Source organism: Streptomyces monashensis, from assembly GCF_001866665.1.
GTDB classification, from domain to species: Bacteria; Actinomycetota; Actinomycetes; order Streptomycetales; family Streptomycetaceae; genus Streptomyces; species Streptomyces monashensis.
This window is the reverse complement of sequence record NZ_MLYO01000055.1, coordinates 1-21,059: the sequence shown is the minus strand read 5'-3', so window position 1 is coordinate 21,059 and position 21,059 is coordinate 1. Positions and strand designations below refer to the sequence as shown.

Genomic DNA, 21,059 nt, shown 5'->3' with positions numbered 1-21,059 from the left:
GGGCCGGTTACTCGACCTCGGCCTCCGGTACGTCCACCTCGCCGCCCAGGGAGCGGGCGATGGCCGTGAACTCGTTCAGGGCGGACTGGAGGTCGCGGACGATCTCCTCGGCGATCACCTCGGGCGGCAGGCCGCTGTCGGCGTCGTCGAGGGCGGGGTCCTTCATCCACGTGATGTCGAGGTTGACCTTGTCGCGGGCGACCAGGTCCTCGTAGCTGAACTTCTTGAACGGCCCGTTCTCGTCCTCGGACTCGACGCGGGCCGAAGCGGGCTCGCCGGGACGGTAGGCGGTGACGAAGTCGTCCAGATGAGCGCGGGTGAGAGGCCGCTGCTTCATCGTGAAGTGCTGGCCGGTGCGGAAGTCGTAGACCCACGTCTCGGTGGTGTGCGGCTTGCCGTCGGCGCGTGGGGCCTTCTTGTCGAAGAAGAGCACGTTGGCCTTGACGCCACCTGCGTAGAAGATGCCGGTGGGCAGTCGCAGGATGGTGTGAAGGTCGAACTCGTCCAGCAGCTTGCGGCGGATCTTTTCGCCAGCGCCGCCCTCGAAGAGGACGTTGTCAGGCAGAACGACTGCCGCGCGTCCCCCAACTGCCGTGAGCGACATGATGTGTTGCAGGAAGTTGAGCTGCTTGTTGGTGGTCGTCGCCGTGAAGTCGTCGCGATCGTACTGGATGTCCTCCTTCTCGACCTCGCCGTCCTGACCGACCACGGTGATCGCGGACTTGCGGCCGAAGGGAGGGTTCGCGAGGACCAGCGTGGCGTGCTTGCCGCTGGGCTTGTCGGCGAGGGCGTCGCCGACGGTGATGAGGCTGGGGCCGTCGCTCTTGCCGATGCCGTGGAGCAGCATGTTCATCGCGGCGAGACGGGCCGTGCCCGTGACCAGCTCGTTGCCCCAGATCTTCCGGCCGCTGTCGTAGGCCATGCGCTCGTCCAGCGACATGGTCTTCATGTGGTGGTTGCGGATGTAGGAATGGGCCGCGATGAGGAAGCCGCCGGTGCCGCAGGCCGGGTCGGTGATGGTGTCGTCCGAGTCGGGCTGAACGACGTCGACGATGGCGTCGATGAGCGGGCGGGGCGTGAAGTACTGGCCGGCGCCGGTCTTGGTGTCGGAAGCGCCCTTGGCGAGGAGCCCTTCGTAGGCGTCGCCCTTGAGGTCCGTTCCGGTGACGGTCCACTCCTCGCGACCGATCAGGTCGACCACGAGCTTTTCGAGGAGGGCGGGCTTGGTGATGCGGTTCTGGGCGTCGGCGAAGATCGTGCCGATGGTGGTGTCGGGCTGGCTGCCGAGGTGTTCGAGAACGTCGCGGTAGTGCTTCTCGAGCTCGGGGCCGCGCTTACCGACGAGTGACGTCCAGTTGTAGTCGGCGGGGACGATGGCACTCATGTCCTGGCCGTCCCACGGATCGTTCTCGATCTCGTCGACCATCTTGAGGAAGAGCAGGTAGGAGAGCTGCTCGACGTACTCGATGGTGGACATGCCGTTGTCGCGGAGGACGTTGCAGTAGTTCCAGAGCTTGGCGACCAGGGTGTTGGTCTGCGCAGCGACCTTGGCCTTCTCGGCGGGCTGCTGGGCATCTGCGGCGGCGGTCACAGGTCGAACTCCTGCTGTACGGCGAGGGCGGGGGCGGGGGTTGGTTCGGGGGCGGAGGCGGATGCTTCGGCGGCTCGTGGGGCGGGCGCCTTGGTCAACTTCTTCGCCCTGGCCGTACGTGGACGCTTGGCCTCGGGTCGGGCAGCGCGCTCGGCAGTGACACGGGCCAGGAGGTCGGCGGCGGGCTCATCATCGGGCGACTGCCGCACGAGGCTGCCAGCAAACGCTGCACGGAGCAGCGATTTGCGCAGTTGCCCAGCCCGAAGGTTTGCAGTTTCCCGTGCCTTGTCAGACCGCCCTAGAAGGCGATACCACTCACGCAGAGCTTCCATAATATTCGCCTGCTCTCCAGCAGAGGGAACAGGAATCGGCAAACTCGCGAGTTTGGCGCTATTGACGTTGGCTTGGCCAACTTGCTGCGAAAGTACCGATGTGATGTATTTTCTCCCACCGGGACTGTTCACGTATGCGCTCACCCAATCGGGATCGATCCCGTCCGCGAGGTGACAACGAATCAGGTAGGAGGCGAATACAGCCTCACCTATACCATCTCGGTACACCGCGGATTTTCCGACCAGTTCAGCGCTATTGGTGCGGTTAAAAAGGAGGTCTCCGTCCAGAAGTCGCAGGGGCTCGACATCCGGATGCCCACCAGGCAGGTACTTCACGTCATCCAGCACGATTTCCCCTGATTGGATGTTGCCCATCCGGATCACGGGGACAGCACCATCGCCAGCCGAAGACTCCGCCTTCGCCGAGCTACCGTACTGAATCAGCAACGCCAGCGATCCCAGCGTCCTCCATTCCCAGCCCTCAGGAAGATCGCGGCACCACTCCTGCGCGGGAGTGCACTCCTGACTCCACCGCTTCTTCCCAGCATGTGCGGAAACTTGAGCATCTACCCGTTCCAAGAGCGGCCGGGCCGAACAACGTGGGCCACCGTTATCCGGAAGCAGCACCCCAGAGAAGGCTCTGACTAGTAGCGACCTTCGCAGACTCGTGCTGCGTGCGGCAGAAGATTCAAGGGACTTGAGGGCCACTTCAAGCCGCGACAACTGCTCTTCGAGTGCCTCGACAATACGGTGCTGCTCCGCGAGCGGCGGCAAAGGGACCGGCATCCTCCTCAATGCCTCTTGCGACAGATTGCGCATCGCGTCCTTGGTACCACTTGCCTTCGCCTCTACGTACGACCGGGCCTCGGGGGAGCGCAAAAAATGGACTAGCCAGCGCTTACTCACGCCATCACGCGGCACAAGCCGCAGGCTCTTGTCCGACAGGAGTAGCCTGGGGCGGCATGCGCCCACGAGAACAGGAGCCCCAACATACGCCTTCGTATTGGCTCGGCTGACCAGCACATCACCTGGAGAGATCTCGTGGCCGGGGTCAAATGCGCGCCCCTTCGGGACGGCTTTGTTCTCCTCAGCGTTGAATTCCCCCCAGGTCATAGCACTGACCTTGACCACGCCCCACTCGTTGAGCTGAGCCGGACGCGGCTCGCACGTGAACGACTTGCCAGCCTCGATACGGTGAAGCAAGTCTCCCAACGTCGCCCAAGCCCACCCCGCCGGAAGCTCCCTGTCCCCGTCCACGCCCGCGCTCACACTCACGCCAGTTCCTGATTCAGCTCATCCAACAGTTCCAGCGCCTTGTCCTTGTCCCCGAACGCCCGCATGAAGCCCCGGCCTCCGCCGCGCTCGGAGAAAGGTGCGTGTCCGAAGTCTCCCGGCTCGATGCCGATGTCGGTGGCGATGGCGTCCTTTATCCGGTCCAGCCACCACAGCTGGTCCTCGGTGAACTCCACGCCCGCCTGCCGCTGCCGCAGCAGCCAGCCCTCGAAGCGCTCCTCGACCACCGTACGGTATGGACGAAGCTCGTCGTCCGCGCCGAGCTCGTAGCGGATGAGGCGCATGAGGTCGCCCAGGCCGGCCTCCTTGCCGGGGCCGGCCGCGGCTTTGCCGAGTTGCTCGTAGTGGTCCCAGAGGACCGTCGCCGTCCAGGCGCGATTGGTGGCTCGCACCTTGGCCGCGAGTTCCTTCAGCGCGTTCCGCGCCTCCTGGGGACTGACTCGGGCACCACTGCCCAGGGCGACCCGGATCGCCGCGTTCTCGTCCCGCTGCTCCTTTTCGAGCAACGAGTTCCACTCCGCGAGTTCCTTCCGGGCCCGCTCCTCCCGCGGTATCTCGCGCAGCTCTGTGACCAGGACCTCTGTCGTCTCGTCGTACGTCAGGTCCTGCTGGTGGCGGATTTCGAGGATGAGCTTGCGCAGCTCCGGCCGGGAGGTGAGCGGAGCCACCGCATCCCGGACCAGCTTCTTGGCCAGCTCCGGGCCGCCCTCGTGACGGGCCCGATCCTGCGTGTCCACGTCCACCGCGTCCGCGATACGACGCGCCAGGTCGGCCAGGCTGACGCCTCCGGCGGCCTCGGCGACCAGCTGCTTGTCCGCGTCATCCAGCTGGCGGTCGATACGCGACAGGCGCCGGCCGAGCGTCTCCGCCTCGTCGGCGGTCAGAGACACTGAGCCCGCCTTCTCCAGCAGCTTCGCCAGAGGGATGCCCTTCTGCTCGCCCGCCGGAATCAGCGGGCGGGCGTCCACCAACGGGGAGTCGGTGACACCGACGGCGTCGATCAGGACGAAACGGTCCTTCTTCAGGTCCGAAGCCGCCTCCGGAGTGACCGCCTTCAGCTCGTTCGCGTCGATCGAGCGAGCACCCCGCCCCTTCATCTGCTCGAAGAGCACCGGGCTCTTGACCGACCGGAGGAATATCACGCACTCCAGCGGCTTGACGTCCGTGCCCGTGGCGATCATGTCGACCGTGACCGCGACCCGCAGCCGGGGGGAGTTGCGCAGGTCGTTGATCAGGGAGTCGGGGTCGTCGCCCTTCGCCCGGGACCGGTAGGTGATCTTCTTCGCGAACTCGTCACCTCGCCCGAAGACCTCCTTGACCTGCTTCAGCACCTCCTCGGCGTGGTCGTCCCCCGCCGCGAAGACCAGGGTCTTGGGAAGATCGGCCCGGCCCGGGAACCACCGCTGCCAGTTGTTCCTGTACGTCGTCAGCACGGCACGGATCTCGTCCTCCGTGATGACCGTCCGGCCGATCTGCGGAGCGGCGTAGGTGAAGTCCTCGTCCAGCTCCTCGTAGCGCTGGGCGCGGGTCTGGCGGTCGCGGATCCGTACCGTCGTTCCGGCCTCGATCTTCGCGACGACACCCTCGTCCCGAATGTCCGTCTTGAGGCGCACGATGTCGAAGTCGACGTTGACGCCGTCGGCCACGGCCTGCTCGTAGGTGTACTGCGACACCATGTTGTTGTCGAAGAATCCCTTGGTCTGGCGGGTGGGAGTCGCCGTCAGACCGACGAGGTGGGCGTCGAAGTACTCCAGCACGCCCCGCCACAGGCCGTAGATCGAGCGATGGCACTCGTCGACGACGATCACGTCGAACGACTCGATCGGCACGTCCGGGTTGTACTCGACGGTGATCGGTTCGTCCGCCGCGTAGGTCTCGGTCAGCGGGGAACCCGTCGGGCCTCCCGCCGTCTCCTCGCTCTCCGGCTCGTCCGTCGTCTCCGGCTCGTCCGTCAGCGGCTCACCCTTGAGGAGCGCGTACATCCGCTGGATCGTCGAGACGACGACCGAGGACGTCTCCTGGAGCCCGGTGCGGCCCAGCATGTCGACGTTGTAGAGGTCGGTCAGCTTCCGGTTCTCGTCGGGCGTCCGGTACTTGTCGAACTCGGCGCGGGCCTGGCGGCCCAGGTTGTTGCGGTCGACGAGGAAGAGGATCCGGCGGGCGCCCGCGTGGCGGAGGAGCCGGTAGGTCTCCGTGACCGCCGTGAAGGTCTTGCCCGCGCCCGTGGCCATCTGGATGAGGGCACGCGGACGGTCGGCCGCCAGAGACTCCTCCAGGCCCGTGATGGCATCGACCTGGGCCATGCGCAGGCCGTGCGTCTCCAGCAGCGGCATGCTCGTGCGCAGAGCCCCCCGGAAGGTGGGCGCGTCAGGGTGCTCGTCCGCGTACCGCATCCACGCAAGGAAGGTCTCAGGGCGGTGGAAGGCGAAGACCTCGCGTGAGCGCGCCTCGGGGTCGATCCGGTTGAGGAAGTACGTCTCCGCTCCGGTGGTGGCGTAGCGGAACGCGAAGGGCTCCTCGCGGCGCCACACGGCCATCGCGTGTTCCTTGAGCACGCCCGCCGCGTATCGCTCGTTCTGGGCCAGCGCACCGGCCAGCGGCGTGCCTTCGCGCTTGGCCTCGATGACGCCGACGATCCTGCCGTCGACGTAGAGGACGTAGTCGGCGCGGCCCGTCGCCACGGTGAACTCGCGGATGGCTACGCCCTTGCTGCGCTCGTCCAGCGGGTTCGCGTCCGCCTTGTCCTGGATCACCCAGCCCGCCTTGACGAGCATCGCGTCGATCTTCGCCCGTGCCTGGACCTCGTTGAGCGGTGCGGGTCGCTGAGCACGTTCCACGATGGCGTCGCGAGCGGCAGAGGCGATCTTGCGGGGCTGGAGGCGCTCACGGTCGTACTGCTGCTGGTGCGCTGCCCGTAGCTGAACGACCTGAGCCCGGAGGTCCTCGACCTCCGCGGCGTACGTCACCTTGGCCCGCTCCGCGCTGGCCATGAGTTCCTCGGCCTTGGCGCGGGCACGGCGCTCGGCCTCCAGGCGGTCGCTGGTCTCCGAGAGTTTCACCTGCGACTCGGCGAGCGTACGGCGGTGCTCCGCCACGGCCTCCTGGAGCTCTGCGAGCTCTTCGGGGGAGACCGAGGGCGCCTCGGCCGGCAGCGTGGGCGGCACGAAGGCCGTCACCGTGCGCGTGCCGCCCAGGGCCCGGTCGAACAGGTCGCCGAGCTGCCAGCACAGCTTCAGGGCTTCCAGGGCCTTCGTCGTGTCGAAGAGGTGGTTGTGCGCGGCGTCGTTCCGGCCCCTGCGGAGCTTGTCGAGGGCATCACGGCTCCAGCCGACCAGGACGCCGGCCCTCGTCAGTGCGTTCAGGCGGTCGACCTGGTGGGTGCCCTCGACGCGGGTGCCCGTACGGGTGACGAACTCCTCGGCCAGCACCTCACCGAACTGTCCGGCACTGACGTAGGCGGCGTTCGGGTTGCTCAGCACCGTCAGCTCCGCCTGCGATCCGTAGATCGCCAGGAGTGGTTGATGCCGGTACAGACGCCCGAAGTTGGGCGACGTCTTGGCCAGCTCCCGGAGTCGTCTGTCCATGCCCTGCTCGTCCACCCGCTGCCCCCAGCCTCACTCGTCCCAGGACGGTCAAGCTTACGAAGTGAGGCAGCCGGCAGAAGCAGAACCGGTCAGAACTTGATGCTGCCGATCATGCTCGCGACGTTCGTCGTCAGCTGGCTGATGGTGGGTGCGATGGTCGAGGAGGCGAGGTAGAAGCCGAGCAGCATGCAGACGACCGCGTGCCCGCCCTTCAACCCCGACTTCTTGATCAGCAGGAAGACGATGATCGCCAGCAGCACCACCGCCGAAATCGAGAGTGCCACGGCGGCTCACCTCCAAAGATCGCCAGATCCGGATCAGTTGACCAAGTCCACACGGACGCCAGCGGGTTCATACCCACACAGCGGTAGTGATCATAACTATGCGTGCTCGCGCATCGCTCGGCGCACGGCCGCACAAGGGGGCGCATGGCCAATATGGTCAGGGTATGACGACCGAGGCTGACTCCTTCCCCCGACGGCACGCCCGGACACAGCGGTTCACGCTCGGCGCGCCGCGTTCGTTCACCGTGGCGCCCGACGGTTCGCGTGTCGCGTTCCTCCGCTCCGGCTCCGGCGACGACCGGGCCAACTCCCTGTGGATCCTGGACCTTCCGGACGGCACCGAGCGGCCGGCCGCCGATCCGCGCGCGCTCCTCGCGGGCGCCCGCGAGGAACTGTCCGCGCAGGAGCGGGCGCGCCGCGAGCGCAGCCGGGAGGGCGGGGCCGGGATCGTCGGCTACGCCACCGACGCGGCCGTGGAACTGGCGTCTTTCGCCTTGTCAGGGCGGCTTTTCACGGCCGAGCTGCGAGCCGGCACCACGCGTGAACTCCGGGTCCCGGGGCCGGTGATCGACCCGCGCCCCGCGCCCGACGGCCGGCATGTCGCGTACGTCGCGCGGGGTGCCCTGCGGGTCGTGGGCGCGGACGGGGAGCAGGACCGGGCCCTCGCCGAACCGGAGTCGGAGCACGTCGCCTACGGCCTCGCCGAGTTCGTCGCGGCGGAGGAGATGGGGCGTTCGCAGGGCTTCTGGTGGGCGCCGGACGGGCGCCGACTGCTCGTGGCGCGCGTGGACGACACGCCGGTGAAGCGGTGGTGGATCGCGGATCCGGCCCACCCGGAGCGTGAGCCGGTCAACGTCGCGTATCCGGCGGCGGGAACCCCGAACGCGGACGTACGGCTGTTCGTGCTCGGCCTCGACGGGGAGCGTACGGAGGTCGGCTGGGACCGGGAGCGCTACCCCTATCTCGCGCGTGTGCACTGGTCAGCGGCGGGTGCGCCGCTGTTGCTGGTGCAGGCGCGGGACCAGCGCAGCCAGCTGTTCCTGGCCGCGGATCCGGACACCGGGGCCACGCGGATGGTGCACGCCGACGAAGATCCGATTTGGCTGGAACTTTTCCCCGGAGTGCCCTGCTGGAGCCCCTCCGGGCAGCTTGTCCGCATCGTGGACGAGGGCGGCACCCGGGCCCTGGCGGTCGGCGAACGACCCCTGACCAGCGGTCAGTTGCACATCCGTGCGGTGCTGGACGTGGGCGAGAGCGACGTGCTGGTTTCCGCCTCGACCGGCCACGAGGCACATGCCGGGGAAATTGGCGAAGTTCATGTGTACCGCGTGAACGAACTGGGTGTGGAGCGTGTGTCCCAGGAGCCCGGTGTGCACACGGCGACGCGTGCGGGGGATGTGACGGTGCTCGTGTCCGCGAGCCTGGAGCGGCCCGGCGCCCGGGTGCAGGTGCTGCGTGACGGAAAGGCGGTGGCCACTGTCCGGTCGTACGCCGAAGATCCCGGTCTGTCCCCCAGGGTGACGCTGATCGAGGGGGGCGCACGTCGAATTCCGTGCGCCGTACTTATGCCACGGGACTACCCCGGGGACACGCCCCTGCCGGTTCTGCTGGACCCCTACGGCGGTCCGCACGGCCAGCGGGTGGTCGCCGCGCACAACGCCCACCTCACCTCGCAGTGGTTCGCCGACCAGGGCTTCGCGGTGATCGTCGCCGACGGGCGTGGCACCCCGGGGCGTTCTCCGGGCTGGGAGAAGTCGATCCGGGACGAGGTCGCGGCCGTCACGCTGGAGGACCAGGTGGCCGCGCTGCACGCGCTCGCCGAGCGGTTCCCGCTGGACCTGGGCCGGGTGGCGATCCGGGGCTGGTCCTTCGGCGGCTATCTCGCGGCGCTCGCGGCACTGCGCCGCCCGGACGTCTTCCACGCGGCGGTCGTCGGGGCGCCGGTCACCGACCTCCGGCTGTACGACACCCACTACCAGGAGCGCTACCTCGGCGACCCGGGCGAGCGGCCCGAGGTCTACCGCCGCAACTCGGTGGTGGACGACGCGGGCCTGGTCGACCCGGCCGAGCCGCACCGCCCGATGATGATCATCCATGGCCTGGCGGACGACAACGTGGTGGTCGCCCACTCCCTGCGGCTGTCCTCCGCCCTGCTGGCCGCCGGCCGCCCGCACGAGGTCCTGCCGCTGTCCGGGGTGACGCACATGACCCCGCAGGAGACGGTCGCCGAGAACCTGCTCCGGCTCCAGCTGGACTTCCTCAAGCGGTCGCTGGGCATCGCATAGCCCCGCGAACACCCGCCAACCGCGTTAACACACAGGCAACTTCGCGGAAGCCGTACCGATATACGGACGCTGGATCCTGAACAGCGTACGGCCGTGCGGGTGCCGTGAGCGGGCCGGGACGCGCCAAGTCGTCCCGGCCCGCTGCCGTTGTCATCCCGGCCCGCTGCCGTTCTCCTCGGCCACGCCCTGCGCGGGACCTTCCGCGGCGCCCTGCGCCGGGACCACCCGGAGCTCCTCCGCGAAGTGGCAGGCGGAGTCGTGGACCGCCGAGCCCGTGCCGCCCCGGAAGGCCTCCGGGACCGCCAGCGCCGGGACCTCCACCACGCACCGCTCCCGGGCCTTCCAGCAGCGGGTGCGGAAGCGGCAGCCGGAGGGGATGTTCGTCGGCGAGGGCACGTCACCGGCGAGGATGATCCGCTCGCGCCGGTCGCGGGCCTCGGGGTCGGGGACGGGGACCGCCGACAGGAGCGCCTGGGTGTAGGGGTGCGTGGGGTGGTCGTAGATCTCGGCGTCCCGGCCGGTCTCCATGATCCGGCCCAGGTACATGACCCCGACCCGGTCCGAGATGTGCCGCACGATCGACAGGTCGTGGGCGATGAAGACGTAGGAGAGGTCGAACTCGGACTGGAGCCGGTCGAGCAGGTTGATCACCTGGGCCTGGACCGAGACGTCGAGGGCGGAGACGGGTTCGTCGGCGACGATGACCTCCGGGCGCAGCGCCAGCCCCCGGGCGATGCCGATGCGCTGGCGCTGGCCGCCGGAGAACTGGTGCGGATAGCGGTTGACGTACTCAGGGTTGAGGCCGACGACGTCCAGCAGCTCCTGGACCCGGCGGCGGCGGTCGCCCTTCGGGGCCGCCTCGGGGTGGATGTCGTACGGCTCCCCGACGATGTCGCCGACGGTCATGCGCGGGTTGAGGGACGTGTACGGGTCCTGGAAGACCATCTGGATGTTGCGGCGTACGGCCTTCAGGGCGCGGCCGGACAGCCGGGTGATGTCCTCGCCCTTGAACCGGATCGCCCCGGCCGTCGGTCGTTCCAGGTTGCACAGCAGCTTGGCGACCGTGGACTTGCCGCAGCCGGACTCCCCGACGACGCCCAGGGTTTCGCCCCGGCCGAGGGTGAAGTCGACGCCGTCGACGGCCCTCACCGCGCCGATCTGCTTCCTGAAGAGGACGCCCCGGGTGAGCGGGTAGTGCTTGACGAGCCCGCTGACCTGGAGGATCGGCTCACTGCTCGGGGCCATGCAGGCACTCCCTCCAGAAGTGGCAGGCGCTGCCCCGGGCCGGGGAGACCGCGTACAGGGCCGGCTCGTCCGTGCGGCAGACGTCCTGGGCCATCGGGCAGCGGGGGTGGAAGGCGCAGCCGGGCGGGATGTTCATCAGGTTCGGCGGCAGGCCCTTGATGGCGTAAAGCTCCTGGCCCTTCTGGTCCAGGCGCGGGATGGAGTCCAGCAGGCCCCGGGTGTAGGGGTGGGCGGGGGCCTTGTAGAGGTCGCGGACGGGCGCGGACTCGACGATGCGGCCCGCGTACATCACGGCGATGCGGTCGGCGACGTCGGCGACGACGCCGAGATCATGGGTGATGAGGATGAGCCCCATGCGGTACTCGCGCTGCAACTCCGCGAGCAGGTCCATGACCTGGGCCTGCACGGTGACGTCGAGGGCGGTGGTGGGCTCGTCGGCGATGACCAGTGCGGGCTCCAGGGCGAGCGCCATGGCGATCATGATGCGCTGGCGCATGCCGCCGGAGAACTGATGGGGATAGTCCCGCACCCGCTGGGCCGCCCCGGGGATGCGCACCCGCTCCATCAGCTCGACGGCCCTGGCCCGCGCGTCCTTCTTCGACATGCCCCGGTGCACGACGAACATCTCGCCGAGCTGGTCGCCCACGCTGACCACGGGGTTGAGGGCCGACAGGGCGTCCTGGAAGATCATGGCCATGTCGGCGCCCCTGATCCTCCGCCGCTCCTCTTCCTTCAGCCTCAGCAGATCCCGTCCCTCGAAGAGGATCTGGCCGCCGGTGATCCTGCCGGGCGGCGTGTCGAGGATCCCCATCACGGCCTGCGCCGTCACCGACTTGCCCGACCCGGACTCCCCGAGCACGGCCAGCGTCTCCCCTTCGTCCACGGCGTACGACACCCCGTTGACCGCCTTGGCGACCCCGTCCCGGGTCCGGAACTCCACGTGCAGGTCCCGCACTTCGAGCAGCACGGCACGATCACCTCAGCTTCGGGTCGAGAGCGTCGCGGACCGCGTCGCCGAGCATGATGAAGGCCAGGACCGTGACGGCCAGGGCGCCCGAGGGCCACAGGAGGGCGTGCGGGGCGTTGCGGATGTAGGGGGAGGCGGCGGAGATGTCGATGCCCCAGGAAACGCTGGGCGGTTTGAGGCCGACACCGAGGTACGACAGGGTCGCCTCCAGGGCGATGTAGGTGCCGAGGGCGATGGTGGCGACCACGATCACCGGGGCCACCGCGTTCGGGGCGATGTGGCGCAGCAGGATGCGGGTGTCCGAGGCGCCGAGGGCGCGGGCGGCCTGGACGTAGTCGTGCTGCTTGGCGGTGATGACCGAGCCGCGCGCGATGCGGGAGATCTGCGGCCAGCCGAGCAGCACCATGAACCCGATGACCGGCCAGACCGTATTGCTGGTCACCACGGAGAGGAGGACGAGACCGCCGAGGACGACCGGGATCGCGAAGAAGATGTCGGTGATCCGGGACAGGATCGCGTCCCACACGCCGCCGAAGTAGCCCGCGAGACCCCCGAGGACGGAGCCGAGGACGGACACCCCGAGGGTGGCCAGCACGCCGACCGTGACGGACGTACGGGCGCCGTAGACGGTGCGTGTGTAGACGTTGCAGCCCTGGCCGTCGTACCCGAAGGGCGCGCCCGGTCCCGGGCCGTCCTGGGACCGGGCCAGGTCGCAGGTCAGGGGGGAGCCGGAGGCGATCGCCGAGGGCCACAGGGAGACGAAGACCAGGAAGACGATGACCAGGGCGCAGAGCAGGAAGACCGGGTTGCGGCGCAGGTCGCGCCAGGCGTCGGACCACAGGGAGCGGGGCTTGCCCACCGGGCCTGTGCCGAGCGGGCCGGCCGGCGCCGGTTCCAGGGTCGTCGCCTCGCTCGCCGCGAGGTCCATGGCGCCGCCCATGCCGGTCCCGGCGATCGCGCGCTCGGGCTCGTACGGCTGCTCAGGCATAGCGGATCCTCGGGTCGAGTACGGCGTACAGGAGGTCGACGACGAGGTTGGCGACCAGGAAGACCAGGACGAGGACCGTCACGAAGCCGACGACCGTCTGGGTGTTCTGGCGCAGGATGCCCTGGTACAGCTGGTAGCCGACGCCGTGGATGTTGAAGATGCGCTCGGTGACGATCGCGCCGCCCATCAGCGCGCCGATGTCGGTGCCGATGAAGGTGACCACGGGGATGAGCGAGTTGCGCAGCAGGTGCCGTACGACGACACGGCGGCGGGGCAGGCCCTTGGCGACGGCCGTGCGGACGTAGTCGGAGCGTCTGTTCTCGGCGATCGAGGTGCGGGTCAGCCGGGTGACGTAGGCGAGGGAGACCGAGGCGAGGACCAGGCCCGGCACGATCAGCTCGTCGACCGGGGCGGCCGGCGAGACGGACGGTCTGATCCAGCCCCACCGGACGCCGAGGAGGAGCTGGAGCAGCAGGCCGGTGACGAAGGTGGGGACGGAGATCACCACCAGGGTGCCGAGGAGGACGCCGGTGTCGACGGGGCGGCCGCGGCGCAGGCCGGTCACGACGCCGAGCGTGATGCCGATGACGATTTCGAGGACGATCGCGACGAGGGTCAGCCGGATGGTGACGGGGAACGCCGTCGACATCAGCTCGGTGACCTTCTGCCCGTTGAACGCCGTACCGAAGTCGCCGGTGAAGACGTTCCCCATGTAGGTCGCGTACTGCTGCCAGACGGGCTGGTCCAGGCCGAACTCGCGGCGCAGCTGGGCGGCGGTGCCCGGATCGCAGGCCCGCTCGCCGCACAGGCCCGCGACGGGGTCGCCCATCACGTTCACCATGAGGAAGATCAGCAGCGTGGAGCCGATGAACACCGGGACCATCTGCAGGAGTCGCCGGACGACGTAGCGCCCCATGCCGGCTCAGCTGACCTTGATCGCGTAGTAGACGGGGACGCTGAACGGATCGAGCGCCACGTCGGACAGCCGCTCGGAGTACCCGCCGCTGCCGTTCTGGTACCAGAGCGGGATGGCGGCCATGTCGTCGCGGACGACCTCCTCGGCCTTCTGGAAGTCGGCCATCGCCCTGGGCCGGTCCGTCTCGGCGTTGGCCCGGTCGATGAGCCGGTCGAAGTCCTTGTTCGACCACTTGCCGTCGTTGGAGGAGGCGTCGGTGTAGTAGAGCGGCTGGAGGAAGTCCTGGATGAGGGGGTAGTCCATCTGCCAGCCCGAGCGGAAGGGGCCGGTCATCTTGTGCTGCCCGATCTGGTTGCGGTAGTCGGCGTAGGTGCCGACGGGGTTGCCGACGCAGGCCCTGCCGTTGCCGAGGGCGTTGTTGATGGAGTTGCACACGGCGTCCACCCACTGTCTGTGCGAACCGGTGTCCGCGTTGTACGTGATCCTGACCTGGCCGCCGGGGATCCCGCCGCCCTCCTTGATCAGCTTTCTGGCCTCGGCGGGGCGGTAGTCGCAGGCGCTGCCGCACAGGCCGGGCTTGTAGCCGCCGGCCAGGCCGAGCACCGGGGAGGTCCAGTCGGTGGCCGGGGTACGGGTGCCGCGGAAGATGGTCCGCGTGATCTGTTTCCGGTCGATGGCCATGGAGAGTCCGGTGCGTACCTTCTGCGAGCCCGGCTTGTTCCAGCCGGGGTCGTAGTGGGGGAAGGCGATCGTCTGGATGATGCCGGCGGGCGTGTTGATGTAGCGGTTGCCCAGGTCGCTCCTGACGTTCTTCAGCTGGGCGGCGGGGATGTCGTCGACGAGGTCGAGGTTGCCGGACATCAGGTCGGTGTAGGCGGTGTTGTTGTCGGTGTAGACCCGCAGGGTCACGCCGCCGTTGCGGGCCTTGTCGGGGCCGGGGTAGGCGTCCCACTTCCTCAGGGTCATCTGCGAGCCCTTCGTGTAGGACTCGATGGTGTACGGGCCGTCGCCGACCGGCTTGTCGAGCCAGGCCGCGTGGTGCGTGAAGAAGGCGCGGGGCAGCGGGGCGAAGGCGGCGTAGCCGAGGGTGTCGGGGAAGCCGGAGAACTTCTGGTTCAGCCGGACGGTGAAGGTGTGGTCGTCCACGACCCTGAGCCCGGACAGGGTGTCGGCGCTCTGGGTGCCGCTCCCCGGGTGGACCTTGTCGTACCCGTCGATGTAGCCGAAGAAGTAGGCGTTCTTCTGGTTGTTCCGCAGGCTCGCCCCGTAGTTCCAGGCGTCCACGAAGGAGCGGGCGGTCACCTTCTCGCCGTTGGAGAAGCGCCAGTCCTTCAGCCTGACGGTGAAGTTCTGCGAGTCCGTGGTCTCGACGGACCGCGCGACCCAGTTCTCGGCCTGGGCGGTGCGCGGGTTGTACCTCTTCAGCCCGCGGAAGATCATGTCGAGGACCTTGCCGCCCTGCACCTCGTTGGTGTTGGCCGGCTCCAGCGGGTTCTGCGGGTCGCCCCAGGAGGAGCTGAGCACGGCGGTGCCGACGCTGCCGCCGGTGCCGCCCCCGCAGCCCGTCGCGACGAGCGCCAGGCCCCCCGCCCCGGCGGCCCATCGCGCGAGCGCTGTTCCCCTCATGGCCGCCTCCTCCGCGATCAACAACCCGGTACCGGTCAATATCGGACGATTGCCAGCATTCCGCATGCGCGCCGCCGGATTGAGGGGCCTTTAGGGGGACACGTCAGCCGAATGCAGGCACCCGTCCGCGGGCGGTCGGACGATCTTGCGGGAGGAGCGCAACAGATCTTCGTGTAACGATGCCGAAACGTTGGATTGAGACGGGTCGATGTACGCATGTCGACACACCACCGTCCGCATATCGAACTCATTGACTGTTTTGCGCAATTGGTCCGATGAGAAGCACGGATTGATTACAGCGCACTACCCGCGTAGCTACGGAACAGTCAAGCCCGAGTAAATAAGGTAAAGACGCAACCAAGGCGACCGAGAATTTATTGACCTTGAATGAATTGCGTTGAAAAAGTCCGGCGTAGCCCGTAGGGAGCGCCCTGCGGAGCCTTGACCCACAAGGCACGGAGCATCATGACCACCCCCGCATCCCCTTCCCCGGCCGCCCCACTCGAGGTGACCGACGAAGACAGCGCCGCATCGGCGAAGCCCGGCAACCCCAAGGGCTCCGAGAGCCGCTCCCCGGGGCGCCTGGCCTGGATCCGCTTCAAGCGGGACCGGACGGGCGTCATATCCGCCCTTGTGGTGATCTTCTTCTTCGTCATCGGCATCGCCGCGCCGCTGATCGCCAAGGCGTACGGGAAGGACCCGTACACGACGTACGGCCAGAACGACCCCAGCCTGCTCAACGACTTCGGTTTCCCGGTGAAGCCCAACGGCGGCATGAGCGGCGACTTCTGGTTCGGCATCGACCCCCAGCTGGGCCGGGACGTCTTCACGTTCCTGCTCTACGCCATCCGCAACTCGCTGCTGATCGCGACGGCGACGGCCCTGCTGGTGACCGGCCTCGGCATCGCCATCGGCCTCACCGCCGGCTACCTGGGTGGCAAGACGGACTACCTGGTCGGCCGGATCATCGACGTCCTGCTGGCCTTCCCCCAGACGCTGTTCTTCATCTCGTTCTGGCCTGTGGTGCTGAACATCCTGGTCGCCCCGAACGAGGCGACCCCGACCTGGCTCACCGTCGTCAGCCTCATCTCCATCATGACGGCGTTCGGCTGGGCGTCCATCGCCCGCCTCCTGCGCGGTGAGGTACTCGCCCTGCGCGAGCGGGAGTTCGTCGAGGCGGCCAAGGTCACCGGCGCCTCCCCGGCCCGCATCATCTTCAAGGAACTGCTGCCCAACCTGTGGACGCCGATCCTGATCCAGGCCACCCTGGCCCTTCCGATGTACGTGACCACGGAAGCCGGCCTCGCCTTCCTCGGCGTCGGCCTGTCGGACCCGACACCGGACTGGGGCGTGATGATGCAGTACGGCGCCCAGTACTACCAGTCCGACATCACGTACATGCTCTTCCCCGGCCTGACGATGGTGATCTTCGTCATCGCCTTCAACCTTCTCGGTGACTCGGTGCGCGACGCTCTGGACCCCAAGGCCAGGCGCTGAACAGTCCCTCCCACCTTCCGGCGCGGGCGACGGGGCCCACCACCGGAGCAGTCCGTATCTCCCCATCGACAGAGCAGGATCAGGAACCCATGTCCCTTTCCCGCAGAAACTTCGTCATCGCCACGTCGGTCGCGGCCGGCGGCTCCATGGTCCTCTCCGCGTGCAGCAGCGGCGGAGGCGGCGGGAACAGCACCTCCAACGGTGCGGGCACCCACACGTACACGGGGCACGTCACCGTCGGCACCGCGCAGGACTCCCAGGGCCCGGCCCCCGAGATCCAGGGCGCGGTCAAGGGCGGCAACATCAACGGCCTGTCCCCCTCCGACTTCTCGCACCTGGACCCGCAGCGCATCTACTTCGCGTGGAACTCCGCCCTGGCCCTCCTGTACGTCCGCTGCCTGACCGGCTACAAGATCGCCCCCGACGGCTCGCAGAAGCTGGTCGGTGACCTCGCCACCGACACCGGCACCATGTCCAACGGCGGCAAGACCTGGACCTTCACCCTGAAGGACGGGCTGAAGTGGGAGGACGGCAGCGACCTCACCGTCGAGGACGTCCGCCACGGCATCGAGCGCGGCTTCGCCTCCTTCACCACCGAGGGCGCCCAGTACTTGCAGACTGCGCTCACCGGTTCCGCCGACTTCCGTTCGGTCTACAAGGGCCCGTACGACGGCAAGCACCTCGAGGGCGTCGTCATCGACAGCGCCAAGAAGACCATCACCTTCAACCTGAAGACCGCGCAGCCGCAGCTCAACTTCATCCTGGCGATGCACTCCTACGGCGCCGTGCCGGTCAAGCACGACACCAAGGAGAAGTACGACAAGGACCCGGTGTCCTGCGGTCCGTACAAGCTGGCGGCCCACGCGCCGGACAAGTCCCTGAAGATGGCCCGCAACCCGCACTGGGACCCCAAGACGGACCCCATCCGCAACGCCTACCCGGACAGCTTCAGCTTCGAGTTCGGCGTCGAGTCGCTGCCGGAGTCCGACCGCCTGATCGCCGACAGCGGCAACGACCAGTACACGATCATGGCGTACAACGGCGTGCCCGCCGAGCGCATCCAGAAGGTGCTGACCACCCCCGCCCTGAAGCAGCGCACCATCAACGGCCTGCTCACCGGCCTGTACTACTACGCCATCAACTGCAAGCGGATCACCGACCCGAAGGTCCGTCAGGCCCTCAACTACGCCTGGCCGTTGGAGCAGATCCGCCGCATCTACGGCGGTCCGTCCGCGGGTGACTACGCCACCTCCGTCCTCAGCCCCGACATCCTGGGCTACGCCCACCAGGACGTCTTCGGCAAGCTGAAGAAGCCGCAGGGTGACACGGCCAAGGCCAAGGCGCTGCTGAAGGAGGCCGGCAAGCTCGGCCAGACGATCGTCTACACGTACCCCCAGGGCCGGGAGAGCGCGTACGAGAAGACCAAGATCGTCATCGCCAACGCCCTGAAGGAGGCGGGCTTCAACCCCGTCATCAAGCCGGTCGACTCGACCAGCTACTACGACCAGGTGCAGCAGATCAACAACCAGTTCGACGTGATGTGGTTCGGCTGGTCCCCGGACTGGCCGTCCGGCTACAGCGTGATCCAGCCGCTGTTCGACGGTGCCACCATCGCCAACGGCTCGAACAACGTCTCCCAGCTGAACGTCCCGTGGATCAACCAGGCGATCAAGCAGAACGCCCTGATCACCGACCCGGCGAAGGCGGGCGATGCCTGGGCCGCGCTGGACGAGAAGATCATGACGCAAGAGGCGCCGATCATCCCCGAGACCTTCCAGCGCCGCTTCTACCTGCACGGCAGCAAGGTCGGCGGCGCGCTGTTCGACCCGAACTTCTCCGCATTCGTCCTGTACAAGCTGTACGTCAAGGCCTGACGCCTGCCGGTCCAGGGGCGGGGCGCCCGTCGCGGCGCCCCGCCCGCCCCCCATAGCCCCTCTCACAGGCGTCCCCAGGGAATCCCATCGCCATGATCCGCTTCCTCATCCGCCGGACACTCGGCGCAGCGGTGATCCTTCTGATCATCAGCGCCATCACGTTCTTCTTGTTCTACGTCGCGCCCCGCGACCCCGCCCGAGTGGCCTGCGGCAAGGTCTGCACACCACAGACCCTGAACCTGGTGCGGCACAACCTGGGGATCGCCGATCCGATTCCGGTGCAGTACTGGCACTGGCTCGAAGGCATCTTCGTGGGCCGTGACTACTCCTCCTTCGGCCACTGCTCGGCCCCCTGCCTCGGCTACTCCTTCCAGTCGCAGACGCCGGTCCTCAGCCTGATCCTCGACCGCTTCCCGACCACGATCGGGCTCTCCATCGGCGCCGCCGTGGTGTTCGTGATCTTCGGTGTCGGCACGGGCATGATCGCCGCGGTCAAGCAGGGCAAGGCCCTCGACAAGATCGCCTCCTCGGCCTCCCTGATCGGGTCCTCGCTGCAGATCTACATCGTCGGCATCATCGCGATGTACTACCTCTCGGACCAGTGGCACCTCGTCACCCGCCCCAACGACCACGCGGGCTTCACCCAGGACCCGGCGGCGTGGTTCGGCGGCCTGCTCCTGCCGTGGCTGGTCCTGGCGATCATCTTCACCGCCAACTACACCCGTATGACCCGCTCGCAGCTGGTCGAGACGCTCAGCGAGGACTACGTCCGCACCGCGCGCGCCAAGGGCCTGTCCCGGCGCACGGTGTTCTTCCGGTTCGCCTGGCGGGGTGCGATGGCCCCCATCGTGACCATCTTCGGCATCGACCTGGGCACGCTCCTCGGTGGCGCGATCATCACCGAGCAGACCTTCGGTCTGCACGGCATCGGCGCCCTGTCGATCAAGGCCGTGCGCGACAACGACCTGCCCATGCTGCTCGGCGTGATCCTGGTGGCCGCCGCCGCGATCGTCGTGTTCAACATCATCGTCGACGCGATCTACGCCGTCATCGACCCGCGCGTGCGCCTCGCGTAAGGAGAGAAACCGTGAGCACCCCCTTCCTCTCCGTCCGTGATCTGCATGTGCACTTCTCCACCGAGGACGGTGTCGTCAAGGCCGTCGACGGGCTCTCCTTCGACGTGGTGAAGGGCAAGACGCTCGGCATCGTCGGCGAGTCCGGCTCGGGCAAGTCGGTCACGAACCTGGCGATCCTGGGTCTGCACAACCGCGAGCACACCACCCTCGAAGGCGAGATCCTGCTCGACGGCCAGGAACTGCTGACCGCCGGCGAGCGGGACCTGGAAAAGCTGCGCGGCAACAAGATGTCCATGATCTTCCAGGACGCGCTGGCCTCGCTGTCGCCGTACCACACCGTCGGCGCGCAGATCGCCGAGACGTACCGCAAGCACACCGGCGCCTCCAAGAAGGAGGCCCGGGACCGGGCGATCGAGATGCTGCGCCGCGTGGGCATCCCGCAGCCGGACGTCCGCGTGGACGACTACCCGCACCAGTTCTCCGGCGGTATGCGCCAGCGCGCGATGATCGCCATGGCACTGGTCTGCGACCCCGAGCTGCTGATCGCCGACGAGCCGACCACGGCCCTCGACGTGACGGTCCAGGCCCAGATCATGGACCTGCTCAAGGACCTCCAGCAGGAGTTCGGCACCGCCATCATCTTCATCACCCACGACCTCGGCGTCATCGCCGACATCGCGGACGACGTGCTGGTGATGTACGGCGGCCGGTGCGTGGAGCGCGGCACCAAGAAGCAGGTGCTGAGCACCCCGGACCACCCCTACACCCTGGGTCTGCTGAACTCCATGCCGACCCTGGACGGTTCGGTGGACGTACCCCTGACCCCGATCCCGGGTTCGCCCCCCTCCCTGCTCAACCCGCCGTCCGGCTGCCGCTTCCACCCGCGCTGCGCGTTCGCCGAGAAGGTGTCGGACGGCCGGTGCTCCACCGAGCGACCCAAGCTCGACGTGGTCGAGGGCCGCGGCTCCGCCTGCCTCCTCACCGCGGAGCAGAAGCAGGACCTCTTCGCCGACTTCGCCGGAACCCGGCACAACTGACGGACACCAGACGGGACTTCACGACCATGAGCAACACGAACCCCCTCCTGGACGTCTCCGGGCTGACGAAGCACTTCCCGATCAAGGGCGGCTTCCCCATCCGCCGTACGGTCGGCGCGGTGCAGGCGGTCGACGGCCTGGACTTCCAGGTGGCCGAGGGCGAGAGCCTGGGCCTCGTCGGCGAGTCCGGCTGCGGCAAGTCGACCACGGGCCGGCTGATCACCCGCCTCCTCGAACCGACCGGCGGCAAGATCAGCTACCGCGGGCAGGACATCACGCACGCGGGCCGCAAGGAGCTGGCGCCGATCCGCTCCGAGATCCAGATGATCTTCCAGGACCCGTACGCCTCGCTGAACCCGCGGCAGACGGTCGGCAAGATCATCTCCGGTCCGATGGAGATCAACGGCATCGACCCGAAGGGCGGCCGCGAGAACCGGGTCCGTGAACTCCTGGAGATCGTGGGC

The 21,059-nt window shown here is 68.0% G+C and carries 15 protein-coding genes; 6 read left to right on the top strand and 9 right to left on the bottom strand.

Annotation, left to right across the window (positions count from 1 at the left end; all coding sequences use genetic code 11):
* Window positions 1-7: 7 nt before the first annotated feature.
* The 4 genes from BIV23_RS29895 to BIV23_RS29880 all read right to left on the bottom strand — a co-directional run bounded on the left by BIV23_RS29895 (window position 8) and on the right by BIV23_RS29880 (window position 7,084).
* Complete coding sequence (locus tag BIV23_RS29895) at window positions 8-1,591, bottom strand: type I restriction-modification system subunit M (RefSeq protein WP_071384107.1); 1,584 nt, start codon at window positions 1,589-1,591, stop codon at window positions 8-10.
* Entirely contained in the window at window positions 1,588-3,198 is a 1,611-nt protein-coding gene (locus BIV23_RS49010) for a restriction endonuclease subunit S (RefSeq protein ID WP_143079145.1), read from the bottom strand. Before BIV23_RS49010 ends, BIV23_RS29895 begins: the two co-directional genes overlap by 4 nt.
* Window positions 3,195-6,800 (bottom strand): DEAD/DEAH box helicase family protein, encoded by a 3,606-nt coding sequence (locus BIV23_RS29885; RefSeq protein ID WP_071384246.1) that lies wholly within the window; start codon window positions 6,798-6,800, stop codon window positions 3,195-3,197. Before BIV23_RS29885 ends, BIV23_RS49010 begins: the two co-directional genes overlap by 4 nt.
* Window positions 6,801-6,889: 89 nt before the next feature.
* Window positions 6,890-7,084, bottom strand: a complete 195-nt coding sequence (locus tag BIV23_RS29880; RefSeq protein WP_071372972.1) for a hypothetical protein — start codon at window positions 7,082-7,084, stop codon at window positions 6,890-6,892.
* Between the two features lie 164 nt (window positions 7,085-7,248).
* Here BIV23_RS29880 and BIV23_RS29875 point away from each other — a divergent pair, with 164 nt between their 5' ends.
* On the top strand, window positions 7,249-9,369 hold the full coding sequence (locus BIV23_RS29875; RefSeq protein ID WP_071384105.1) for a S9 family peptidase: 2,121 nt from the start codon (window positions 7,249-7,251) through the stop codon (window positions 9,367-9,369).
* A 150-nt stretch (window positions 9,370-9,519) separates the two neighbouring features.
* On the opposite strand, the gene BIV23_RS29870 is transcribed toward BIV23_RS29875, so the two are convergent.
* The 5 genes from BIV23_RS29870 to BIV23_RS29850 are packed head-to-tail and all read right to left on the bottom strand — an operon-like array spanning window position 9,520 to window position 15,111.
* Complete coding sequence (locus BIV23_RS29870) at window positions 9,520-10,614, bottom strand: ABC transporter ATP-binding protein (RefSeq protein WP_071384104.1); 1,095 nt, start codon at window positions 10,612-10,614, stop codon at window positions 9,520-9,522.
* Window positions 10,598-11,581: an ABC transporter ATP-binding protein gene (locus BIV23_RS29865; protein WP_071384103.1), complete on the bottom strand. Its 984-nt coding sequence runs from the start codon at window positions 11,579-11,581 to the stop codon at window positions 10,598-10,600. Before BIV23_RS29865 ends, BIV23_RS29870 begins: the two co-directional genes overlap by 17 nt.
* A gap of 7 nt (window positions 11,582-11,588) precedes the next feature.
* Complete coding sequence (locus tag BIV23_RS29860; RefSeq protein WP_071384102.1) at window positions 11,589-12,569, bottom strand: ABC transporter permease; 981 nt, start codon at window positions 12,567-12,569, stop codon at window positions 11,589-11,591.
* Window positions 12,562-13,485, bottom strand: a complete 924-nt coding sequence (locus BIV23_RS29855; RefSeq protein WP_071384101.1) for an ABC transporter permease — start codon at window positions 13,483-13,485, stop codon at window positions 12,562-12,564. The genes BIV23_RS29860 and BIV23_RS29855 overlap by 8 nt, the downstream gene beginning before the upstream one ends.
* A gap of 6 nt (window positions 13,486-13,491) precedes the next feature.
* Window positions 13,492-15,111: a peptide ABC transporter substrate-binding protein gene (locus BIV23_RS29850; protein ID WP_071384100.1), complete on the bottom strand. Its 1,620-nt coding sequence runs from the start codon at window positions 15,109-15,111 to the stop codon at window positions 13,492-13,494.
* A gap of 465 nt (window positions 15,112-15,576) precedes the next feature.
* Between BIV23_RS29850 and BIV23_RS29845 the strand changes: the two genes are divergently transcribed.
* From BIV23_RS29845 to BIV23_RS29825, 5 genes are all read left to right on the top strand, one after another.
* Window positions 15,577-16,608: an ABC transporter permease gene (locus BIV23_RS29845; protein ID WP_079173483.1), complete on the top strand. Its 1,032-nt coding sequence runs from the start codon at window positions 15,577-15,579 to the stop codon at window positions 16,606-16,608.
* Window positions 16,609-16,697: 89 nt separating this feature from the next.
* Entirely contained in the window at window positions 16,698-18,482 is a 1,785-nt protein-coding gene (locus BIV23_RS29840) for an ABC transporter substrate-binding protein (protein WP_071384099.1), read from the top strand.
* Window positions 18,483-18,574: 92 nt separating this feature from the next.
* The gene (locus tag BIV23_RS29835; protein WP_071384098.1) at window positions 18,575-19,558 is read left to right on the top strand and encodes an ABC transporter permease; all 984 of its coding nucleotides are present in this window, start codon (window positions 18,575-18,577) and stop codon (window positions 19,556-19,558) included.
* A gap of 11 nt (window positions 19,559-19,569) precedes the next feature.
* Window positions 19,570-20,595, top strand: a complete 1,026-nt coding sequence (locus BIV23_RS29830; protein WP_071384097.1) for an ABC transporter ATP-binding protein — start codon at window positions 19,570-19,572, stop codon at window positions 20,593-20,595.
* A gap of 26 nt (window positions 20,596-20,621) precedes the next feature.
* The coding region (locus BIV23_RS29825) for an ATP-binding cassette domain-containing protein (protein WP_143079144.1) at window positions 20,622-21,059 on the top strand (438 nt) is incomplete at its 3' end.